We start from the raw sequence: 22,028 nt of genomic DNA, 5'->3' as shown, positions 1-22,028 counted from the left end.
AAATTCATTAAACTTTAAACAGTTGCGGAACACAACTGGAACAGATAGTGTTTGTTCTGGGTTTGTTTTTCTGATTCTGATTTCCGGTACCTTGGGGGCCGCCATGCTGACGCGCAAGCAACACGAACTGCTGATGTTCATCCATGAACGCCTGAAGGAAAGCGGCATTCCGCCATCCTTCGACGAGATGAAGGAGGCGCTCAATCTTGCCTCCAAATCCGGGATTCACCGGCTAATCACAGCTCTAGAGGAGCGCGGCTTCATTCGGCGGCTGCCCAACCGGGCACGCGCGCTGGAAGTGTTGCGGCTGCCGGATTCGATCGCGCCCGGCCTCAACGCGGCAAAAAAGTTCTCGCCAAGCATTATCCAGGGCAGTCTTGGTCAAGGCGGCCTTGGCCGGCAGCTCAAGCCGGCGCCTTCGCGGATGTCTTCGGCCGGCAATGACGACGACGTGGTCTCCGCCATTTCGATCCCGGTGATGGGCCGCATCGCGGCAGGTGTGCCGATCGATGCCATCCAGCATCAGACGCATTCGATTTCTGTGCCGCCGGACATGATCATGGGCGGCGAGCACTATGCCCTTGAGGTCAAGGGCGACTCGATGATCGATGCCGGCATCTTCGACGGCGATACCGTCATAATCCGCAATGCCAATACGGCGAGCCCCGGCGAAATCATCGTGGCGCTGGTGGATGAAGAGGAAGCGACGCTGAAGCGGTTCCGCCGCAAGGGCGCCTCGATTGCTCTCGAAGCCGCCAATCCAGCCTATGAAACCCGTATTTTCGGCCCGGACAGGGTCAAGGTGCAAGGCAAGCTCGTCGGCCTGATCCGCCGCTACTGAGGTGGCTGCGGTTTAACCACTGGCTTCTCTGGTCCCTTGAAGGGCGGCAGTCCCCTCGCCTCGCGTGAGAATTTGCGTTGTACATGCCAGGGCCGGTAAGGCCTGTCCACCGCGAAGCTGACGGTTGCTGGCGTGGTCGCCGACTGGCGATCGAAGAAGATGGCAGCGCTGCCTTTGCGAGCCAGTTGTCGCTTGGTGATGACGAGAACCAGCGGATTGTGACAGGCGTCATAGGCCGTGGCGTCATTGACAACGATCAGCTCGGCAAAGCCGCAGGCTTTCCAGGTGTCTTTTCGGTCTTCGACATAGGCAATGATCGCACCGGACGTGTGCCTGGCCAGACAGACGCCCGAGGTGCAATAGAACGGCGATCCCGGCGGCAGTTCCGGGGCATCCGCGATCTCGAATTGCCCATCGCCCTTGTCGAACACCTCCGGCACGACGATGGTTTCGGATGTCAGTGCGCGTTTCCAGTTGTCGACGGTGAATTCGTTCGGCCGTGCGCGGCTGACGGCGAGCTCGCCGCCGCCGATCGGCAACGCAACCAGTCGGGCGTCCTCCGAGATCAGCACGTCGGGCGTGCGCGCATCCGAGACGGTCAGCAGGCCGGCAAGCGCAAAGGGAAGAGCCGCGAGCCGCAGCCGTGTCGTCGCCATCGTCGCGATGACCAGGGCAATCGCCACCAGCAGGACAGACTGCTGCGAAATCAATCCGACCCCATCGACAGGCGAACGCTCGGAGATCCACGCCGATATGGTGACCATCGCCGTCAGGCCCTCGCCCATCAGATACAAAAAAGGTCCATCGGCGCCAAAGGGCATCGTCAGTGCGCTGATCACGGCAAGCAGCATAACGACCGAGACAATCGGCATGATGGCCAGATTGGCAAACAGGCTGAGCGGCGACACGCGCTGAAAATGCCAGATGGCAAACAGCGCAGTGGCGCTGCCGGCGATGATCGAGGTCATGGCAAGGCCACCCGCCGCCAGCAGGAACTTTCGCGTCAGGAAGCCAGGTAAGGATCGCTTTGGCGGAGGCGGTCTGGTTTTCCCCGCGCGATGATCCGACCAGCCGGCATAGGCGCCGACCAGCGCGGCAGTCGCCGCGAACGACATCTGAAAACTTGGGCCGACCACTTCATGCGGCGACACCACGATGACGGCGATCGCCGAGATCGCCAGATTGCGCATGGTGAGTGCTGCCCGATCGAACAGCACGGCAATCAGCATCACTGCCAGCATGATGAAGCTGCGCTCGGCGGCAACCACGACGCCTGAGATGATGAGATAGGCGGCGATCGAGAGCAATGCCGCGGCGGCGGCATATTTCTTGACCGGACGGCGCGCGGAAAAGTCCGGGAACAAGGCGAAGGCACCGCGCAGCAAACCCATGATGGTGCCGGCGACCAGCGCCATGTGCAGCCCGGAGATGGAGATAATGTGGTAGATGCCGGTACGCCGCATCGCTTCATTGATTTCATCGGGAATGCCGGCGCGCACCCCGACGATCAGCGCAGCGGCGATCTCGCCTTCGGCGCCACCGACGCTGGCCCTGATATGATCGGCAATCGCTTCACGGGCATTTTCCACGCGAGAGGAAAGGCGGGCCGACAGCGGCATGTCGCCGTCATCAGTGACGACAAGCTTTGGATTGCCGAGAAAGAACCCGCTGCCGCCGATGCCTGCGAAATAACTGTCGAAGGAGAAGTCGTAGCTGTCCGGCCGCACCGGACCCGTCGGCGGCAACAGCTTGGCATATCCCGTGATCAGGGACCCGGCGGTTGTGTCTGCCGGGATCTTTCGTGCCGAAAGCCGCACCCGCTCCGGCGCATAGCGCAATTTCGGCCTTGCGGTCGACGTCACGTCGATGGTCAGCCGGACGCGACCGGTCTCCATCCGGTCGAGCGAGACAACCCGGCCGGTCACCTGCGTCGAGATTTCCGAACCCAGCATCTGTGTGCCTGCCCGCCATGTCTCGACCTTTGCAGCGAGCAGACCCAGCGCGCACAAAAGTGCCGCCATGAAGCACAGATGGGTCTTTGGCCAGGAACGCGAGACCCCCGCACATAGGGCGGCAAGGGCGACGACCGCGACGGGCTTGGCAAAGTCAGGCTCCGCCGCCAGCGAAAAGTAGCCGATCGCTCCGACTGCCAGACAGACCGGCACCAGCAGGAAAGCGATGCCTCGGTCGAGTTCCAGGCCAGCCGCAGTGGCTACGCTGTGGCGCAGGCGACGCAGTGAAATCCGGCCGATTCGCCGGCGCACGCGCACGACCCTGTCGGTTTCGGCAACTGGAATAGAGGCGGCGACATCCGCTTGTACGGGCGCTTTGCCGGGAGCCGGCACAAGGGGCGACGGCGGCGGCAGCGGGGCTGGCAGAGGCGCAAAGAGGGACCGTTCGCTGACGCCAATAGCGGCGTCCTCGCCCTGATCCGAGCCCCGGCTTCGTCCAGCCATCGGGTCTGCCCCTTGCGCCCTCGACACCCTATGCTACATGAACGCCGGGCGCGCGAAAGTCCGCGCGACAACACCCCGCTTCAGATGGTTTCCGAGAGTTCCATGTCCGACAAGGTCGTCACCCGTTTTGCCCCCTCGCCCACCGGCTACCTGCACATAGGCGGGGCGCGCACGGCGCTGTTCAACTGGCTGTATGCAAAGCACACCGGCGGCACGATGCTGCTGCGCATCGAGGACACCGACCGCGAACGCTCCAACGAAGCCGCCACCGCTGCCATTCTTGACGGACTTTCCTGGCTCGGCCTCAGCTGGGACGGCGAGCCGGTGTCGCAGTTCGAGCGTGCGCCGCGCCACCGCGAGGTAGCCGAGGAACTGGTGCGCATGGGCAAGGCCTATTATTGCTACGCGACGCCGGCCGAGTTGGAGGCAATGCGCGAGGCCGCCAGAGCCAAGGGCCTGCCGCCCCGCTATGATGGCCGCTGGCGTGACCGCGACCCCTCAGAGGCGCCTGCAGGCGCCAAGGGCGCCATCCGCATCAAGGCGCCGACCGAGGGCGAGACCATCGTCCATGACCGCGTCCAGGGCGAGGTGCGCTTTCCCAACAAGGATCTCGATGATTTCATCATCCTGCGTTCGGACGGCAACCCGACCTATATGCATGCCGTCGTCGTCGACGACCATGACATGGGCGTCACCCACATCATCCGTGGCGACGACCATCTGACCAATGCCGCCCGCCAGACTGTGATCTACAACGCCATGGGCTGGGAGGTGCCGTCCATGTCGCATATCCCGCTGATCCACGGCGCCGATGGCGCCAAGTTGTCGAAGCGGCACGGCGCGCTCGGCGTCGAGGCCTATCGCGCCATGGGCTACCTGCCGGAGGCGCTGCTCAACTACCTGGCGCGCCTCGGCTGGAGCCATGGCGACGACGAGATCATGTCGATCAAGGACATGATCTCCTGGTTCGACATCGGCGACGTCAACAAGGGCGCGGCCCGCTTCGACTTCGCCAAGCTCGAGGCGATCAACGGCGCGCATATGCGCCGTATGAGCGACGTCGAGCTGTTCGACATCTTCATCGCCACCTTGCCCTATCTCGAGGGTGGCCCGGCGATGGCTTCGCGCCTGAACGACAGCAACAAGGCGCAGTTGCTGGCAGCACTGCCGGGCCTGAAGGAGCGCGCCAAGACGCTGGTCGAACTCGTCGATGGCGCAGCCTTCCTGTTTGCCACGCGACCGCTGCCGATCGATGACAAGGCCGCCCTTCTGCTCAATGACGATGCCCGCAAGATCCTGCGCGGCGCTCACGAAGCTTTGAACGCGCTTGCAAGTGAGTGGACGGCCGCTGCAGCGGAGGCCGCGATCCGCGAGGTTGCAGTGGCTGGTGGCCACAAGCTCGGCGCCGTGGCCCAGCCTTTGCGCGCCGCTTTGACCGGCAAGAGCACCTCGCCGGGCGTGTTCGATGTGCTTGCCGTGCTCGGTCGCGAGGAAAGCCTGGCGCGCATAGAAGATCAAATCGATTAGGAGCAAACTGGCCCAAGAAGATTGGCATTGAAAGGCGGGTTTCGCAGTGCAACATTAGGCCTTGGCCCAATCTGGCACGCACCTCCTGAAATGCGGTGGCGAATACGCGCATAGCGGTGATTTCGACGTGTCGCTTTGCAGAATTTTGCCTTTGCCGGCATGAGGAAACAACAAGGAGTTTGCAATGACCGAAGCTGCGAAGAAACTGGATTTGGGCGGCAAGACCCAGGAGGCCACGGCAACGCTTGAATTCGCTGGCAAGACCCACGAATTCAAGGTGCGAAGCGGTTCGGTCGGGCCCGATGTCATCGACATCGCCTCGCTCTACTCCACCACCGGTGCCTTCACCTACGATCCCGGCTTCACCTCGACGGCAAGCTGCGAATCCGAAATCACCTTCATCGACGGCGACGCAGGCATCCTCTTGCACCGCGGCTATCCGATCGACCAATTGGCCGAACACGGCGACTTCCTCGAGGTCTGCTATCTCCTGCTCTACGGTGAATTGCCGACCAAGGCGCAGAAGGACGATTTCGATTACCGCGTGACGCGCCACACCATGGTGCACGAGCAGATGTCGCGCTTCTTCACCGGCTTCCGCCGTGACGCGCATCCGATGGCGGTGATGTGCGGCGTGGTCGGCGCACTGTCGGCCTTCTACCACGACTCCACCGACATCTCCGACCCTTACCAGCGCATGGTTGCCTCCATGCGGCTGATCGCCAAGATGCCGACGATCGCGGCGATGGCCTACAAATACCACATCGGCCAGCCCTTCATTTACCCGAAGAACGAGCTGAATTTCGCCGCCAACTTCCTGCACATGTGCTTTGCCGTGCCGTGTGAGGAATACAAGATCAACCCGGTGCTGGCGCGCGCCATGGAGCGCATCTTCATCCTGCACGCCGATCACGAGCAGAACGCCTCGACCTCGACCGTTCGTCTCGCCGGCTCNATCAACCCGGTGCTGGCGCGCGCCATGGAGCGCATCTTCATCCTGCACGCCGATCACGAGCAGAACGCCTCGACCTCGACCGTTCGTCTCGCCGGCTCTTCGGGCGCCAACCCGTTCGCGTGTATCGCAGCCGGCATCGCTTGCCTGTGGGGCCCGGCGCATGGCGGCGCCAATGAAGCGGCGCTCAACATGCTGGGCGAGATAGGCCATGTCGATCACATCCCTGAGTTCATCGCCCGCGCCAAGGACAAGGACGACCCGTTCCGGCTCATGGGCTTCGGCCACCGCGTCTACAAGAACTACGATCCGCGCGCCAAGATCATGCAGAAGACGGCGCATGAGGTCTTGGGCGAGCTCGGCATCAAGGACGATCCGCTGCTCGACATCGCCATGGAGCTGGAAAAGATCGCGCTGACCGATCCCTATTTCATCGAGAAGAAGCTCTACCCGAACGTCGACTTCTATTCCGGCATCACGCTGAAGGCGCTGGGCTTCCCCACCACCATGTTCACCGTGCTGTTCGCGGTCGCCCGTACCGTCGGCTGGATCGCGCAGTGGAAAGAAATGATCGAGGACCCGCACCAGAAGATCGGCCTCCACGGCAGCTCTATACNCCGCTGCTCGACATCGCCATGGGGCTGGAAAAGATCGCCCTCACCGATCCCTATTTCATCGAGAAGAAACTCTACCCGAATGTCGACTTCTATTCCGGCATCACGCTGAAGGCGCTGGGCTTCCCCACCACCATGTTCACCGTGCTGTTCGCGGTCGCCCGTACCGTCGGCTGGATCGCGCAGTGGAAAGAGATGATCGAGGATCCGCGCCAGAAGATCGGCCGCCCGCGCCAACTCTATACCGGTGCGCCGGAGCGTGACTACGTCCCGATTGCCAAGCGGTGATCGAGGCTATCTGGACTGAAAAGGCGCCCCTCAGGGCGCCTTTTTTATGTGACGAAGCACAACGCCCGCCGCAATCTCTCCAGATGGCTTGTTGGTCGCCATACGCCGCGTGATCTCGGCGAAGCCTTGCTTCTGCCAGGCACGCATCCCGCTATCCGCGAACAGCGCTTCCAGTTGTCGGGCCAGATTGTTCGGCTTGACATATTCGTTGTAGAATTCCGGCACCAGCGCGCGATCCGAGATCAGATTGGGCAGCAGTGCCGACCAGACCGACAGCAGGTAAGGTGCCACGGCGCGGGCGACGGGATCGAGCCTGTAGCAGGAGACCATCGGCACACCCGCCAGCGCCAGTTCCAGGGATACCGTCCCGGACGCGATCAGCGCGGCATCGGCCTTGCCGAAGGCCTGCCATTTGCGTTGGGGATCGACAATGATCTCAGGCTTCTCATCCCAGCGGTTGACCGAGGATTTGACCAGGTCGGCGACATGCGGAACCGTCGGCAGCAACAATCGCATGCGATGTCCGCGAGCGCGCAGCATCGACACCGTCTCGCCGAACGGGTCGAGCAGGCGCCGTACCTCACCGCGCCGCGACCCGGGCAGGACAAGCAGCGTCTTCAAGCGGTCCGCAGCAAGATCGCGCGGCAGGTCCTGCGCCTTGGCCGCGGCGAGCACGCCGGCGTCATGGGTCAGGCGATGCCCGACATAGGTGCCCGGTGGGCCGCCCAGCCGCTCGAGCTCCTTCACCTCGAACGGCAGGATGCAGAGGATATGGTCGACATAGGGTTTCATCGCCACCGCCCTGCCCGGCCGCCACGCCCAGACGCTCGGGCAGACATAGTGGATGATCGGGATCGATGGATTGGCCGCCCGCACCTTTTTGGCGACGCGCAATGAAAAGTCCGGGCTGTCGATGGTGACGAGGCAGTCCGGCTTTTCGTCCGCAACGGTCCTGGCCAGTTGTCTGATCCGCCGCATCAGGCGCGGCAGGTCGCGCAAGATTGCGCTGAATCCCATGAGGGCGATCTCCCCGGCATCGAATGGCGATGCCAGTCCCATCGCCTGCAAATGGCGGCCGCCGACGCCGACGAGTTGCACCTCGCGCCCGGTAGCCTGCTTGAGCGAACGCACGATGTCGGCGCCGAGCAGATCGCCGGACTCTTCTCCGGCAACGATCGCGATCTTCAATGCCCTGTCAGCCATTGTCCGGCTCCGTCGCGGCAGGCAGGCCAATGACGAACAGACCGAGTGCGTTGGCGCGCGCTATGGTTTCGGGGCCTTCGAGAACCAGCGAACGTCCCGCCTCGACGGCAATGCCGGCAAGCCCGGCCGCATGCACGGCTTCGACCGTTTGCGGGCCGATGGAAGGAAGATCCGCGCGCAGTTCCTGACCAGGCTTGGCGCACTTGACCAGCACGCCGCGGATCTTCCCCGCAATACGGCCATGGCCACGCAGCAGCTTCGCACGATCGAGTAACCCGGCCGTCCCCTCGATGCCTTCCAGCGCAATGGTCCGGCCCCCGACGGCGATTGCCGCCTGGCCGATATCCAGCGCTCCGATTGCCTTTGCCGCCGCAAGGCCTGCCTTGATGTCGAGCCAGTCCGATTTCCGTGGCTCGGCCTTCGTCAGGACGCCATCGGCGGCAACAAGGTTCGGCACGATTTCATGCGCCCCGACGACCTTTATTCCCCGCGCTTCGAGGCCTCGTGCCAAGACCTTCAGCAGGCCATCGTCGCCACGCGCCAGCGCCGCGACAACAACCGGTATCACTGCGAGCAGGCTGAGACTCGGCCGGAGCTGTGTCAGTCTTGGCCTGCGCTTGATCTCGCCGGCAAGCACCAGATGGGTGATCCGGTGCCGCCTCAGCAACGGTATCAGCGAGCCGATACCTTCCAGGGCGAGGCTTTCATGCTCATATCGGGAGAGCTCCGCCATGCGGTCGACCTCGCCTTCCATCAGGATGACGAAGGGCGGATAACCCTGTTCAGCCGAACCGGCCGCGACTTCGACCGGCAGACTGCCGCCGCCGGCGATGATGCCGACCCTGGAGCCCGGCGGAAGACCAAGACGCGCTGCCGCTGCCTCAGTCTTCGTCATCGACATCGTCGCCATCGCCGCCCTTGAGCGACGGCACAGCATAGTGCCGCTTGCCGCGACTGGTGATGAAATCGATGATCTTCATGGCGGTCGGCGACGACGCGAACTCCGCCTTGGCGAATTCGATGTTCTCGCCAACGGTGCGGGAACGATCGAAGATCATTCGGTAAGCCTTGCGCAGCACAAGGATTTCGGACCGTGGCTGGCCGGAGCGCTTCAGGCCGATGATGTTGAGGCCGCGCAGACTGGCGCGGTTGCCGACCGCGATGGCATAGGGGATGACATCGCCGACGATCGCGGAGCAGCCGCCCAGAAAGGCGTTGTCGCCGATGCGGACAAACTGATGCACGGCGGTCAGGCCGCCGATATAGACGTTGTTGCCGACCTCGCAGTGGCCGCCCAGTGTCGCGCCATTGGCGAACGTCGCGTTGTTGCCGACGACGCAATCATGGGCAATGTGGGCGTAGGCGAGGAAATTGCCATTGTCGCCGACCGTCGTCTCGCCGCGGCTGGAATCGGTGCCGAGATGCATGGTCACGCCTTCGCGGATCGTGCAGTTCTTGCCGATGACCAGGGTGGTGCGACCGCCCTTGTGCTTGGTGTTCTGCGGCGGTGCGCCCAATGTCGCCATCGGATAGACCTTGGTCGAGGCACCGATGGTGGTCGCACCCATCACCGAGACATGACTGACCAGTTCGACGTCATCGCCGATCACCACATCGGCGCCGACGTGGCAGAACGGTCCGATGCGCACACCTTGGCCGATTTGAGCGCCTTCCTCCACAACGGAGGAAGCATGGATGGATGTCTTGATTTTCATAAGCATTCGATCGTCAGTCGCTGGTGACCATCATGGCTGAAATCTCGGCCTCGGCCGCCTTGGCGCCGTCGACCATGGCTTCACAAGCGAATTTGAGCAGGTTGCCGCGTTTCTTGATTTTCTTGACATAGATCTTCAACTGGTCGCCGGGAACGACCGGTTTGCGGAATTTGGCATTGTCGATGGTCAGGAAATAGACCAGCGACGGCTTTTCAGTGCCCAGGCTGCGGATGCAGATGGCGCCGGCGGTCTGCGCCATCGCCTCAACGATAAGCACACCCGGCATGACCGGCTGCTCGGGGAAATGGCCCTGAAAATGCGGCTCGTTTATGGTCACATTCTTGATGCCGACGGCGGACTCGTCGCCGTCGATATCAACGATTCGATCGATCATCAGGAACGGATAGCGGTGCGGCAGGAGCTTCATAAGCCCCATGATGTCGACCGCTTCCAGCGTCGTCGACGCGATCATGTCAGCCATTGCCTCCCTCGCCCTGTTTGCGGGTCCTGGCGAGCTTGCGCAGCATGGCTATCTCCCGCATGGCTTCCGCCATCGGCTGTGCCGGATAACCGCCCCAGATCTCGCCTGCAGGGACATTGCTCATAAACCCACTTCTGGCGGCAAGCTTGGCCCCGGACCCGATGGTCAGGTGATCCGCAAGCCCGACGCCGCCGCCCATGGTGACATTGTCACCCACGACCACGGAACCCGAAATACCCGAAAGCCCGGCTATTATACAATTGCGGCCGATGCGAACGTTATGGGCGATCTGCACGAGATTGTCGATCTTGGTGCCCTGACCAATGATCGTATCCGACATGGCGCCGCGATCGACAGTGGTGTTGGAGCCGATCTCGACGTCGTCCTGAATGACGACACGGCCGATCTGCGGCACGCGTTCGGGCCCCTTGGCGCCGCCGACGAAGCCAAAACCATCCTGACCGATCCTGGCGCCGCCATGGATGATGACGCGGTTGCCGATCAAGGCGTACTGGATGCTGGTACCTGGACCGACATAGCCATCGCGGCCGATCTGGCAGGATTGTCCGATGACGGCATTGGGCGCGATGACGGTACCCCTACCGATCGAAGCACCCGGCCCGATGACCGCGCCGGCCTCGATGACGGCACCGGCTTCGACATGTGCGGTCGCATCGACATGAGCATGCGGCGAAACGCCGGTTTCACTGGTCATCGGCCCTGGCGTCGCCGCCCTCGGAAACAGCAGGCGCCCGAAAAACGCGAAGGCCTGTTGCGGACGCGGATGAACCAGAACGGCAACGCCGGCCGGCGCCTTGCCGGCAAATTCCGCCGGGCACAGGACCGCGGCCGCCCGCAACGACGGCATCAGCGCGGAATTGCGCTTGCCGTCGACAAAGACGAGCGCATTCTCGCCGCCCTCGCTGGCCGGCGCGAGCGCCTCGATCGAAATATCGGAGTGGCCGGAATCGACAAGCACCGAGCCGGTCAGATTCGCGACTTCGCCCGCCGTATACCGGCGTGATGGCGCGAAGAACACCGGATCGGTCATTCCAGAAGCTATATCCAGCTAGGTCGGTACATTTCCCCCGGGCCTGGTAGGACCCGGGAGCATCGTTGGCCGCCGATCAGAAGCGGGTCGATATGCCGAAGTTGAATTCCTGCACGTCGTCGCGCGCTTCCTTCTTGACCGGGATCGCATAGTCGATACGGATCGGCCCGAACGGCGAGGCCCACATCAGGCCGAGGCCGACCGAGGCACGCAACTCCAAGTTGGTCGACTCCTGAGCAACGCTCGTAATCTTGCTGCCATAAAGTGTGGCCGCGTCAGCAAAGACGGCGCCACGCAGACCGAAGCTTTCCGGAACGACAGGGAGCGGGAACTGAGCTTCCGCGGAGGCATTGAAATAGGTGGTGCCTCCGAGATGGTCCCCGGTGAGAGGATCCACAGGGCCAATGCCACCATAAGCAAAGCCGCGGATCATGCGATCGTTGCTCTGGAACTGATCGAAGATGCGCAGTTCGCCGTCGCTGCCATAACCCTGCACATGACCTGCGCCAGCCGAAATGAGCCCAACCAAGTCAAACTGTTCTGACAGCGTCTGGTAGATACTGCCGCGTCCGGTCACCTTCACATACTTGGCATCGCCGCCGAGACCTGCAAATTCGGCCGTTGTAGTGGCGTAGATGCCTTCGTGCGGGTTCTTCATGTCGTCAATGGTGTTGTAAACCAGCCCCAAGCTGACCGACGACTTGATCCAAGGGCTTTGCTTTATGCCGTCTAGAATAGCCGTGGAAACACTGCAGTCAGCGTCGGGAATCCCGTCGCCATTGGCGTCACAGCCGTCATCCAGCTCATACTTCTCTTGCGAGATGTTGTAGGCAAGCTGGGTCGAGATGCTGTTGGTGATCGGCAGGCCGAAACGCACCGTCGCACCCACAGTATCGCTGTCGTAGTTGTCGTAATTCCTCGTCTGCTTGAAGACGTCGAAGCCGGCGGCGATGCGCCGTCCGAGGAAATAAGGCTCTGTAAACGAAATGCTGTAGTCGCGCGAATTCTTGCCACCGCCAGCTGACAGCTTGATGAACTGGCCACGGCCGAGGAAATTGCGCTCGGTGATCGATCCTTCGACGGACGGACCTGCCGTGTCGCCACCGGTCGAATAGCCGGCACCGATCGAGAATTCACCGGTCGACTTCTCGACCACGTCGACCACCAGCACGACCTGGTCAGGCTGCGAGCCCGGCACCGTCGAGATATCGACTTTGTCAAAGTAATTCAGAGCCTCCAGACGCTTCTTCGCGCGCTGGATGAGCACCTGATTGAAGGCGTCACCTTCGCTGACGTCGAACTCCCGGCGAATGACATAGTCACGCGTGCGATCGTTGCCGCGGATCTCGATGCGCTCGATATAGGCCTTGGTGCCCTGGTCGACCGTATAGACCACCGAAATGGTGTGGTTCTCGAAATTACGGTCGCCGCGTGGCGTCACCTGCGCGAAGGCGTAGCCGGAACCGGCCACCTTCTCGGTCAGGGCGATGATGGAATCCTCGACGTCCTTGGCGTTGTAGACGTCGCCCTTGCGGGTCTCGACCACCGATTCCAGCGACTTGCTGTCGACTTCCGGGATCGTGCTTTCGACACTGACGTCGCCGAACGTATAGCGATCGCCCTCCTGGACGGTGATGGTGACCGTGTACTTGTTCGTCGCGCTGTCGAGTTCGCCGACAGCGGATACGACCTGGAAGTCGGCGTAGCCGTGATTGTAATAGAAGCGGCGCAGCAGTTCCTGGTCGGCGCGCAGCTTGTCGTCGTCATAGACGTCGTCGCGCAGAACGAAGGAAAGCCAGGTCGAACGCTTGGTATTGATGACATCCGACAGGCGGCGGCTGGAATAGGCGCTGTTGCCGACGAAATTGATCGCCGCGATCTGCGTGCGATCACCTTCAGCAATGTTGAAGACCACGTTCACGCGGTTGTCGCCAAGTTGCATGACCTGCGTGGTCACAGTCACATCGTCGCGGCCAATCCGCTTGTAGGCAGCCTTGATCGATTCGACGTCGGCATCGAGCGTCGCCTGCGAGAACGTTCCACGCGGCTTCAGCTGCACCGCCATCGCCAGCGCATTGTCCTTGAGCTTCTTGTTGTTCTGGAACAGCACCTGGTTGACGACCTGGTACTCGGCAACCTTGACCACCAGTGTCGAGCCGACCTGGTTGATCTGCACATCCGAGAACAGACCCGTGCCGAACAGCGCCTTGACCGCGCTGTCGATATCGGAGCTTGAGAACGCCTTGCCCGGCTTGATGGTGATGTAATTGCGGATGGTCTCAGCGTCGATACGCTGGTTGCCGCTCACTTCGACTCTGCTGACGACAGCGGCTTCGGCCGCCGATGTGGCAACGAACTGCACTGCGAGCGCGCCTGGCACGACAAGAGCCGCAGACAGGGTCACCGCGGACGCGGCGCTCAGAAACTTGGATGCTGCCTTCATCGGGCTTAATAACCTTTTCTCGTAGTCCCCACGGCGAGAAAACCGGACGTGCGGTAATTTCCCCTACCGTATTAACCGGATTTTCCCTACACGCAAGGCTTCTGGTTAATTTGTATTTACTTAACCCTGCGGCGTGGCTTTCGCGTCACTCATATCCCCGTGCATGGTAAACGGCGTCTCAACATCGTCCATGCAGAAGCCAAATTTCTTCATGATTTCAGCACCCAAACAGATCGTTCCAGAAAACGAACCCCATGAAGCACAGCACCAGAAGCAACCCGGCCCTATAGGCCATTTCGATCATCCGTTCCGACACCGGACGGCGAATGACGGCCTCCACCCCGTAGAACAAGAGATGGCCGCCGTCGAGGGGGGGAATCGGCAAAAGGTTCAGAAACCCGATGCCGACCGAGAGTAGCGCGACCAGTTGCACGAGCCATTCGAACCCTAGTTTCGCCGCCTTGCCGGCCATGTCGGCGATCTTCACCGGGCCGCCCAGCTGACATTTGTCCTCACGCCCGACAACAAAGCGCTGCAGGAACTGGCCCGTGCGCTGGATGACGTGACCGGTTTCCTCGACCGCCGCTGCAACCGCCCCCACCGGCGTGTAGGTGATGAGCCGCGGCTGGCCGAGTTCCTCGTTGTTGACGACACCGATCACGGCGACCTTGACCTTGTTGCCGAGGGCGTCTTCCTGTTCCATCAGCCGCGGCGCCGCGGTCACCGTGACCTCCTTGCCGTCGCGCAGCATGACGAAGGTGATGATGTCGTCGGCGCGGCCCGAAACCAGGCGTTGGACGTCACCAAAGGTTTCGACCTTGTTGCCGTCGACGCTGACGAATCGGTCGCCGGGCAGGATACCGGCCTGGGCCGCCGGGCTGCCGGCGGTCACCTCGGCCACCATGGGCTCCGCGACATAACGGCCATAGGCGGTGAACAGCACGGCAAAGACGACGATCGCCAGCAGGAAATTGAACAGCGGTCCGGCCACCACCGTAGCCGCGCGCTTCCAGATCGGCTGCGTATGAAAGGCGACCTTGCGCTCTTCCTCGGTCAGCGTTTCGAGCTCTTCCGACGTGAGCTGGCTCGACGTGGCATTCATGTCGCCGACGAATTTGACATAGCCGCCGAGCGGTATCGCGCACAGTTTCCAGCGCGTGCCGTGGCTGTCGTTGAGGCCGAAGAGTTCCGGGCCGAAGCCTATCGAGAAGACCTTGACGCCGATGCCGCACCAGCGCCCGACAAGGTAATGGCCCATTTCATGGACGAACACGACCACGGTCAGCACAAACACGAACGGCACGAGCGTTCCGAGGACAAAGCCTTCTGTGCTGAAAAGCGCGTGAAGAATCTCGTTCAAGACAAACCCTCAAATTCTTCCACGGCGCGGAGTGCACCGTGACTGTGACACCAATCCGGGCGAATCCAAGGCGCGCCGCGCACAGGACCCTGAAATGGCACCACTCAAACGGGAAACAGCCCCTGCGCCGGATTGTCGGCGGTCGCCGAAATCCAACCGATGACGTATAGGGCGAAAGCCGCGGCGACAAGCCCGTCGACACGATCCATGACGCCGCCATGGCCCGGGATGAGCGCACCCGAATCCTTGCGGCCGTGGCGGCGCTTGACCCAGGATTCAAACAGGTCGCCGGCTTGGGAGACAATCGACAGCACTAGCGCCACCAGGCCAAGCAACGCCAGATTGCCGACACCGGCGGCGGCCGCGAGGATCAGCCCGGCAACGACACCGCCGGCAGCGCCACCGAGCGCGCCGCTGCGTGTCTTGCCGGGCGAAATCGACGGCGCCAGTTTCGGACCCCCAACGGCACGGCCAACGAAATAGGCAAAGATATCGGTGGCCCAGACGACCGCGAACAGGAACAGGATGGCAATGAGGCCTGAACGGTCGCCATCGCGCAGCAAGGCGAGCGACAGGCCTGAGACCGCCGCATAGGCAAGGCCGCTCGCATCCCATTGTTCGGTCTTGCGAACCGAGGCGGCAATCGCCGTTGCGGCAACCATGACCACGACAAACGGCAGCAGCCACGAGGCGGCCAGGCCGCAGATCAAGGCGCCAATGAAGACAAGCAGCAACGCTTCCGGCAGGAAACCCAGGCCAGCGGCCTCTGTCGGGCGCGACATGCGGGTCCATTCATAGAAGATCGCCGCCACCATGACGGCGCACAGCAGCCGGAACGGCAAGCCGCCAAACCAGGTCAAGCCAAGGGTGATGGTGGCAAGCACGACAGCCGAAATGACCCGAAGTTGGAGGTTGCTCATCCCGCGGCCGGTCGCGAAGCAACGTCCTGGGCCCCAAGTCCGCCAAAACGGCGTTCGCGGCTGGCAAATTCGCGCAAGGCCTCGGCAAGGTGCTCGCGGCTGAAGTCGGGCCAGTAGCAAGGCAGGAAGACCAGCTCGCTATAGGCGGCCTGCCACAGAAGGAAGTTCGACAGCCGGAGTTCGCCACTGGTGCGGATGACCAGTTCCGGATCGGGAATGCCTTGCGTGTCGAGAGCGCCGGCAAAGCTTTCGGCTGATATCGCCTCGCTGTCGAGTTCGCCACGCGCCACGGCTGCGGCAAGCTTGCGCGCCGTGCGCACGATCTCGTCGCGTCCGCCATAGTTGAAGGCGATCACCAGCGTCAGTGATTCATTTGCGGCGGTCAGCGATTCGGCCTCGTCGAGCAGGCCCCTGATGTCGGACTGCAGCCCTGCCCTGTCGCCGATAATCCTGACCCGCACGCCGCTCTGGTGCAGTTCGGCGAGATCGCGGCGGATGAACATTTTCAGAAGGCCCATCAGGTCGCTGACCTCGGACTTCGGCCGCGACCAGTTTTCCGACGAGAAAGCGTAGACGGTCAGGTAGGAGATGCCGAGCCCGGGTGCTGCTCGCACCGTCTTGCGCAGCGCCTCGACCCCGGCACGATGGCCAGCAAGACGAGGCATGCCGCGCGCCTTGGCCCAGCGTCCGTTTCCGTCCATGATGATCGCGACATGCGCGGGCGTTGCCATGTTCTCGCTTTCGGGTCAGCCGCTGGCCAAGACCCTAAACCTGCATGATTTCAGCTTCCTTATCGGAAAGCAGGTGGTCGATGGTGCTGATCGTTTCGTCTGTGAGTTTCTGGACCTGGTCCGAGCGCTTGCGCTGATCGTCCTCGCTGATGTCGCCGTCCTTCTCCGCCTTCTTCAGGAAGTCCATGCCGTCGCGGCGCACATGGCGCGCGGCGACCCGGGCATTCTCGGCGTAGGTGTGCGAGATCTTGACCAGTTCCTTGCGGCGCTGCTCGTTGAGTTCAGGCAGTGGAATCCTGAGGTTGGTGCCGTCGACGATCGGATTGAAACCCAGATTGGATTCGCGGATGGCGCGGTCGACCGCGCCGACCATCGACTTGTCCCAGACCGATACCGAAATCATGCGCGGCTCCGGCACGGAGACGTTGGCGACCTGATTGATCGGCATGCTGGTGCCATAGGCCTGCACCTGGATCGCATCGAGCAGATTGCTGGAGGCGCGACCGGTCCGCAGCGAAGCCAGATCATGCTTGAACGCGGCGATCGCCCCATCCATGCGCCGCTTGAGATCGTCGTACTCACCACTCATCTTTATCTCCTCGACCCGTCTAACGCGGGTTCACTGCTTCGGGGCAAGGCCCCGTATTCGAGCCTGATTTTCGAAAGCCGGCTTCCCCTTCTTCGGGATCAGGCCCTGGATCAATCGTCCGCGACGACCGTGCAGCGGCCGCCGCCCCTCAGAATATCGCCGAAACCACCTTTTTCGTGGATCGAATAGACGATTATCGGAATGTTGTTTTCGCGCGCAAGTGCAATCGCTGCCGTATCCATGATGGAAAGGCCGCGATTTATGACTTCGCCATGGCTGATGCGCTCGAAACGCGTCGCATTCGGGTCCTTCTTCGGGTCCGCCGAGTAGACGCCGTCGACCTGAGTGCCCTTGAACAGCGCGTCGGCGCCGATTTCAGCCGCGCGAAGTGCGGCGGCCGAATCAGTGGTGAAGAACGGATTGCCGGTGCCGCCGGCAAAGATCACCACCTTGCCCTGGTTCATGTAGGCGGTCGCCTGGCGCTGCGAAAAGCTCTCGCAAAGTTCGGGCATTGCGATCGCCGAAAGCACCACGGCGTCGACACCGATCTTGTTCAATGACGTGCGCAGCGCCAGCGAATTGATCACCGTGGCAAGCATGCCCATGTGGTCGCCGGTGACACGGTCGCCGCCCTTGGAGGCAACGGCCACGCCGCGAAAGATGTTGCCGCCGCCGATGACGACGCCGACCTCGATGCCCAGCGCGCGAGCCTCGGCAATATCGGCGGCGATGCGATCCACCACCGAGACGTCGATGCCGAAATGCTGTTCGCCCATCAATGCTTCGCCCGACGCTTTCAACAAGACACGTCGGTAGAGGGGCTTCACCGTCATCTGGGCCTCGTCATTTTGCATGTGGCGCGTTCCGGGTGGCAACCCTCGCGCAGGCGCCGCTTCGAAACAATGGCGTTCCGATACACGAAGGGCGCCGCGATGTCACGCGGCGCCCTACCCGGAATTCTATCGCCTTTTGTCAACTTACGCCGGCAAAAGCACCTTCCATGAGCAGGTCCAGCGTCCATGGCGCCGAAGCTGCGCGTCTTTGTCGACATCGCACAAGAAATCGGCCGGACACCCTTGCGAGCGCCCGGCCGAGTTGCCTGAGCCGAAAAGCCGGTTGGCGGCTTACTTCTTGACCGCGGCCGCGACTTCCGCGGCGAAATCGGTCTCTTCCTTCTCGATGCCCTCGCCCAGCGCAAAGCGCAGGTAAGCGCTGATCTTGGCCGGCGCGCCGATGTCCTTCTCGGCATCCTTCAGCGCCTTCTCGACGGTGATGTCGGGATTGAGCACGAAGGCCTGCTTCAGGAGCACGACCTCTTCGTAGAACTTGCGCAGACGGCCTTCGACCATCTTCTCGATGATGGCTTCCGGCTTGCCGGACTGGCGCGCCTGGTCGGAGAAGATCGCCTTCTCGCGTTCGACCGCGGCCGGATCGATCTGCTCTGCGGTCAGCGCCATCGGGTTGGTGGCGGCAACATGCATGGCGACCTGACGGCCAAAGGCGTTGGCAGCATGCTCATTGCCCGTAGTCTCGATCGCGACCAGCACGCCGAGCTTGCCAAGGCCATCGGCAACCGCGTTGTGGACGTAGGTAGCGACTGCGCCGTGTGGAACAGTCAGCTTGGCAGAGCGGCGGAAGCCCATGTTCTCGCCAATGGTGCCGACAGCGTCCTTGATGGTGTCGGCAACCGACTTGTCCGAACCCGGATACTTTGCGGCAGCCACAGCGTCTGTCGTACCATAGGCCAGAGCAACCTTGGCAACGTTGGCGACGATTTCCTGAAACGCGGCATTGCGGGCAACGAAGTCAGTCTCGGAATTGACTTCTACGACGGCAGCCTCGCGCACCCCGTTGTCAACGCCGATCAGACCTTCAGCCGCGGTGCGGCCAGCTTTCTTGTCGGCCTTGGAAATACCCTTCTTGCGCAGCCAGTCGACGGCCTCTTCCATGTTGCCGTTGGTCTCGGTCAACGCCGCCTTGCAATCCATCATGCCCGCGCCGGTCAAGTCGCGGAGTTCTTTGACCTGTGCAGCCGAAATGCTCATTGTCGCCTCTTTGTTTTAAATGCACCGACGCACCATCGGTATTCGATGGTGCGTCTGTTTAGCGTGCCAAAATATGAGAAAGATGAAGGCCGCAACCGGCCTTCGATTGTCAAGCTTCGGGGGCTTCCGACGCCGGGGCCGGAGCCGGATCGAGGGCCGGCTCGACCGGAGCTTCGACCGAAGCGCCGATGTCGACGCCGAGCGCGCCCTGCTGACGGGCGATTCCGTCGATCGCAGCCTTGGCGATCAGGTCGCAATAGAGCTGGATGGCGCGGGCCGCGTCGTCGTTGCCGGGGATCGGGAAGTCGATCTTGTCCGGATCGCAGTTGGAATCGATGATGGCGACGACCGGAATGCCGAGACGCTTGGCCTCAAGGATGGCGATCGCTTCCTTGTTGGTGTCGATGACGAACATCAGGTCGGGCGTCGAGCCCATGTCCTTGATGCCGCCCAGCGCCTTGTCGAGCTTCTCGCGCTCGCGGTCGAGGTTGAGGCGCTCCTTCTTGGTCAGGCCCTGGGCCTCGCCGGCCAGCATCTCGTCGAGCTTGCGCAGCCGCTGGATCGAGTTCGAGATCGTCTTCCAGTTGGTCAGCATGCCGCCGAGCCAACGCGAGTTGACATAGTACTGGGCCGAACGCTGTGCCGCATCGGCGACGATGTCGGACGCCTGGCGCTTGGTGCCGACGAACAGCACGCGACCGCCCTTGGCGACGGTGTCGGAAACCTGCTTCAGCGCCTGGTGCAGCAAAGGCACCGTCTGCGACAGGTCGATAATGTGGATGTTGTTGCGGGCGCCATAGATGTAGGGCGCCATCTTCGGGTTCCAGCGGTGGGTCTGGTGGCCAAAGTGAATGCCAGCTTCCAAAAGCTGGCGCATGCTGAAATCAGGCAGTGCCATTCAAAGTTCCTTTCCGGTTAGCCTCCACGGACACAGGCATTTTTGGACTTTGTCCTCGAACGCCACCGGAGGTTTCAGCCGGATTTCTCCCGGGCAGACACCAAAGTCCGTGTGTGGAATGAGCGCGCATATAGAGGGGATGCGCGACAAACGCAAGCGGCGCGGGATCTGTGGTGCGGCGTGCGACGATCCGCGCCCTGCCGTCAGCGCTTTATCTTCCCGTTCGGCACCCGAACCCGCCGGAAGACCGTGACGATCTCCTCGCGGCTGCATTCGATTGCGCCGAGCCGCACCGCGCGGTCGCGCTCGAAGCCGGTTATGTCATAATGCGGCGCCGATGTCTTGGGCGGCCCCTGGTACGATGAACGCTTGACAGCCAGTTCTGCAGCGAAGCGATGCAGTTCGGCGGTGTCGTCGGCCAGCAGATGGCACCAGCGATGGCCGGCCCAGTTCCAGATCGCAGCGTCGACATAGACTGCCATGAAGCTTGCTGTCCGCCCTTCCATCCGTCACGATAGTCGACCACATGGCCCGTCCGGATGTCAGTGACGATAGAATGGATTCGGATAGAAAATGAAGCTGCCTTTGGCTGCAAGCTCGATCACTGTGCTGGTGACGGTGTCCTGCATGCGACGGTGCAACTCGGCAACCGCGTCGTCGATCGAGCCCGTATACTCATGCAGGCCGAGTGGATCGGGTAGCCGGATGTGGGCGCAACGCGGTCCGGCCGGCTGTGGAATGAACCGGTTCATCGTGTCACGCAGTCCGCCCCGGCAATAGTCGTTGCGGATCCGCTTCAGGTGTTCGGCGATCTCCTCTTGGGTGATGCGCGGGTTGGCCGAAGCCCAGCCCCCAACGCGATGCAGCCTCTGGACCGTATCGGCAAGCATGCGGACCTGCTTTTGCCCTTCGGCGTCGCCGGTGTTTTCGCGCTGCCAGCGACGCGCCCGCCGCAGAAGATCGGTGGTGTCGGTGCCCGCGGCGTCGGCTGAAATGCTTTCGCCGAGCCGGCGGCCGAGCTCGGTGACCAACGCCTGCTGGCGCTCGGCATAGGTCGCGCCATCGTCGGACGGCATGCCGCAGGCGGCTTCGTCGCGGGTCAGCAGCGCCGAATAGATATGGTGGATACGCTGCGGCAGCGTGTCGGTCGCGTGGCGTTCTATTTTCAAGCTTTTCTCGACATAGGCGCACTCCTTCGCCAGCGCCGCTTCGACATTCCTGGTGAAGGCAAGCTTCCAGACGACTGGCGCGATCCAGACCTTGAAATCGGGATCCGTGGCCCGACCGCGCTTGAGGGCCTCAAGCCCCATCTCGACGGCACCCGGCAGCAACGGCGCAACGATATTGCCGTGCCAGCCGACGCCGCCTTCTGGATGCAGCAGCACGCCATGGCCCTTCAAGGCCCAGGCGATGGAGTGTTCCTTGGCTGCCCCGCTGTTGCCGGGGATCTGGGCGATCAGATTGTTGGCCAGCCAGAATTTCTGCATCAGCCGGCCAAGACCGTTGACGACACCATTCGTCGCCCAGGAGGCAGTGAGCGGGCTGACCTGCGACACGATCTCCTTGTCGATCATCCAGTCGGTGAAGAACTCGGGATGGTTGGGTGTGATGAAGGTCGCCTTCCCTGCCCCGCAACTGGCCTTCAGCCGCTCGAGGTCGGGAAAGTCGATGTGACGGACATTGGCGACGCCGCGCAGACCGGCCAGGCGGTTGAACGGCAACAGATCACGAAATCCGGGGATGCCGTGCAGCATGACGATCCGGTTAACGGATGTCATGGCTCTGATCAGTGCCGGGTTGGGCCGCGGCGCCACGAAGACATCGATCTTGCTCAAGTTGCTCCCCCTTGCGCCTTGACGCCGGGGAAGAGGTTGAGAGACGATTGCGGCGCGTTCAAGTCGTTCCCCACGACCA

At 62.3% G+C, this 22,028-nt stretch carries 19 protein-coding genes and 2 pseudogenes; 5 read left to right on the top strand and 16 right to left on the bottom strand.

Annotation, left to right across the window (positions count from 1 at the left end):
* Positions 1–103 precede the first annotated feature (103 nt).
* A complete protein-coding gene (lexA, locus tag ASD12_RS15700; RefSeq protein WP_056587603.1) occupies positions 104–841 on the top strand; it encodes a transcriptional repressor LexA in 738 nt (245 codons plus the stop codon).
* Here lexA and ASD12_RS15695 read toward each other — a convergent pair.
* A complete protein-coding gene (locus ASD12_RS15695; protein WP_056587600.1) occupies positions 835–3,297 on the bottom strand; it encodes a ComEC/Rec2 family competence protein in 2,463 nt (820 codons plus the stop codon). The genes lexA and ASD12_RS15695 overlap by 7 nt on opposite strands.
* Positions 3,298–3,399: 102 nt before the next feature.
* Between ASD12_RS15695 and gltX the strand changes: the two genes are divergently transcribed.
* From gltX to ASD12_RS34135, 4 genes and pseudogenes are all read left to right on the top strand, one after another.
* A complete protein-coding gene (gltX, locus tag ASD12_RS15690) occupies positions 3,400–4,824 on the top strand; it encodes a glutamate--tRNA ligase (protein ID WP_056587598.1) in 1,425 nt (474 codons plus the stop codon).
* A gap of 184 nt (positions 4,825–5,008) precedes the next feature.
* A pseudogene (locus ASD12_RS35335) lies at positions 5,009–5,778 on the top strand (citrate/2-methylcitrate synthase); the annotation flags it as partial.
* Position 5,779: 1 nt separating this feature from the next.
* Positions 5,780–6,392 (top strand): annotated as a pseudogene (locus tag ASD12_RS35330) (citrate/2-methylcitrate synthase); the annotation flags it as partial.
* A gap of 1 nt (position 6,393) precedes the next feature.
* The coding region (locus tag ASD12_RS34135; protein WP_280139559.1) for a citrate/2-methylcitrate synthase at positions 6,394–6,678 on the top strand (285 nt) is incomplete at its 5' end.
* A 30-nt stretch (positions 6,679–6,708) separates the two neighbouring features.
* On the opposite strand, the gene lpxB is transcribed toward ASD12_RS34135, so the two are convergent.
* The 15 genes from lpxB to ASD12_RS15610 form a co-directional block, all read right to left on the bottom strand.
* On the bottom strand, positions 6,709–7,881 hold the full coding sequence (gene lpxB / locus ASD12_RS15680; protein WP_056587594.1) for a lipid-A-disaccharide synthase: 1,173 nt from the start codon (positions 7,879–7,881) through the stop codon (positions 6,709–6,711).
* Complete coding sequence (locus tag ASD12_RS15675; protein WP_244482860.1) at positions 7,874–8,776, bottom strand: LpxI family protein; 903 nt, start codon at positions 8,774–8,776, stop codon at positions 7,874–7,876. The genes lpxB and ASD12_RS15675 overlap by 8 nt, the downstream gene beginning before the upstream one ends.
* Complete coding sequence (gene lpxA, locus ASD12_RS15670) at positions 8,763–9,596, bottom strand: acyl-ACP--UDP-N-acetylglucosamine O-acyltransferase (protein ID WP_056587835.1); 834 nt, start codon at positions 9,594–9,596, stop codon at positions 8,763–8,765. Before lpxA ends, ASD12_RS15675 begins: the two co-directional genes overlap by 14 nt.
* Positions 9,597–9,609: 13 nt before the next feature.
* Positions 9,610–10,077, bottom strand: coding sequence for a 3-hydroxyacyl-ACP dehydratase FabZ (gene fabZ, locus ASD12_RS15665; protein ID WP_027036657.1), 468 nt, complete (start codon positions 10,075–10,077; stop codon positions 9,610–9,612).
* The gene (gene lpxD / locus ASD12_RS15660) at positions 10,070–11,128 is read right to left on the bottom strand and encodes a UDP-3-O-(3-hydroxymyristoyl)glucosamine N-acyltransferase (RefSeq protein WP_056587591.1); all 1,059 of its coding nucleotides are present in this window, start codon (positions 11,126–11,128) and stop codon (positions 10,070–10,072) included. The genes fabZ and lpxD overlap by 8 nt, the downstream gene beginning before the upstream one ends.
* 76 nt (positions 11,129–11,204) lie before the next feature.
* On the bottom strand, positions 11,205–13,571 hold the full coding sequence (gene bamA / locus ASD12_RS15655) for an outer membrane protein assembly factor BamA (protein WP_056587588.1): 2,367 nt from the start codon (positions 13,569–13,571) through the stop codon (positions 11,205–11,207).
* A gap of 217 nt (positions 13,572–13,788) precedes the next feature.
* Positions 13,789–14,931: an RIP metalloprotease RseP gene (gene rseP, locus ASD12_RS15650; RefSeq protein ID WP_056587585.1), complete on the bottom strand. Its 1,143-nt coding sequence runs from the start codon at positions 14,929–14,931 to the stop codon at positions 13,789–13,791.
* 104 nt (positions 14,932–15,035) lie between these two features.
* Positions 15,036–15,851, bottom strand: coding sequence for a phosphatidate cytidylyltransferase (locus ASD12_RS15645; protein ID WP_056587584.1), 816 nt, complete (start codon positions 15,849–15,851; stop codon positions 15,036–15,038).
* Positions 15,848–16,582, bottom strand: coding sequence for an isoprenyl transferase (locus tag ASD12_RS15640; RefSeq protein WP_082525458.1), 735 nt, complete (start codon positions 16,580–16,582; stop codon positions 15,848–15,850). Before ASD12_RS15640 ends, ASD12_RS15645 begins: the two co-directional genes overlap by 4 nt.
* Positions 16,583–16,616: 34 nt before the next feature.
* Positions 16,617–17,171: a ribosome recycling factor gene (frr, locus tag ASD12_RS15635; RefSeq protein ID WP_027044549.1), complete on the bottom strand. Its 555-nt coding sequence runs from the start codon at positions 17,169–17,171 to the stop codon at positions 16,617–16,619.
* 110 nt (positions 17,172–17,281) lie between these two features.
* A complete protein-coding gene (pyrH, locus tag ASD12_RS15630) occupies positions 17,282–18,004 on the bottom strand; it encodes a UMP kinase (RefSeq protein ID WP_082525466.1) in 723 nt (240 codons plus the stop codon).
* Between the two features lie 291 nt (positions 18,005–18,295).
* Positions 18,296–19,216 (bottom strand): translation elongation factor Ts, encoded by a 921-nt coding sequence (gene tsf / locus ASD12_RS15625; protein WP_056587579.1) that lies wholly within the window; start codon positions 19,214–19,216, stop codon positions 18,296–18,298.
* A gap of 109 nt (positions 19,217–19,325) precedes the next feature.
* The gene (rpsB, locus tag ASD12_RS15620) at positions 19,326–20,114 is read right to left on the bottom strand and encodes a 30S ribosomal protein S2 (RefSeq protein WP_023812937.1); all 789 of its coding nucleotides are present in this window, start codon (positions 20,112–20,114) and stop codon (positions 19,326–19,328) included.
* 203 nt (positions 20,115–20,317) lie between these two features.
* Positions 20,318–20,596: a DUF4031 domain-containing protein gene (locus tag ASD12_RS15615; protein ID WP_056587577.1), complete on the bottom strand. Its 279-nt coding sequence runs from the start codon at positions 20,594–20,596 to the stop codon at positions 20,318–20,320.
* Between the two features lie 60 nt (positions 20,597–20,656).
* Positions 20,657–21,949 (bottom strand): hypothetical protein, encoded by a 1,293-nt coding sequence (locus tag ASD12_RS15610; RefSeq protein ID WP_056587574.1) that lies wholly within the window; start codon positions 21,947–21,949, stop codon positions 20,657–20,659.
* Positions 21,950–22,028 lie beyond the last annotated feature (79 nt).

This window comes from Mesorhizobium sp. Root102, from assembly GCF_001425625.1.
Lineage (GTDB): Bacteria > Pseudomonadota > Alphaproteobacteria > Rhizobiales > Rhizobiaceae > Mesorhizobium.
Note: the sequence above shows the minus strand (reverse complement) of the source record. Positions and strands in the feature narration are given on the sequence as shown.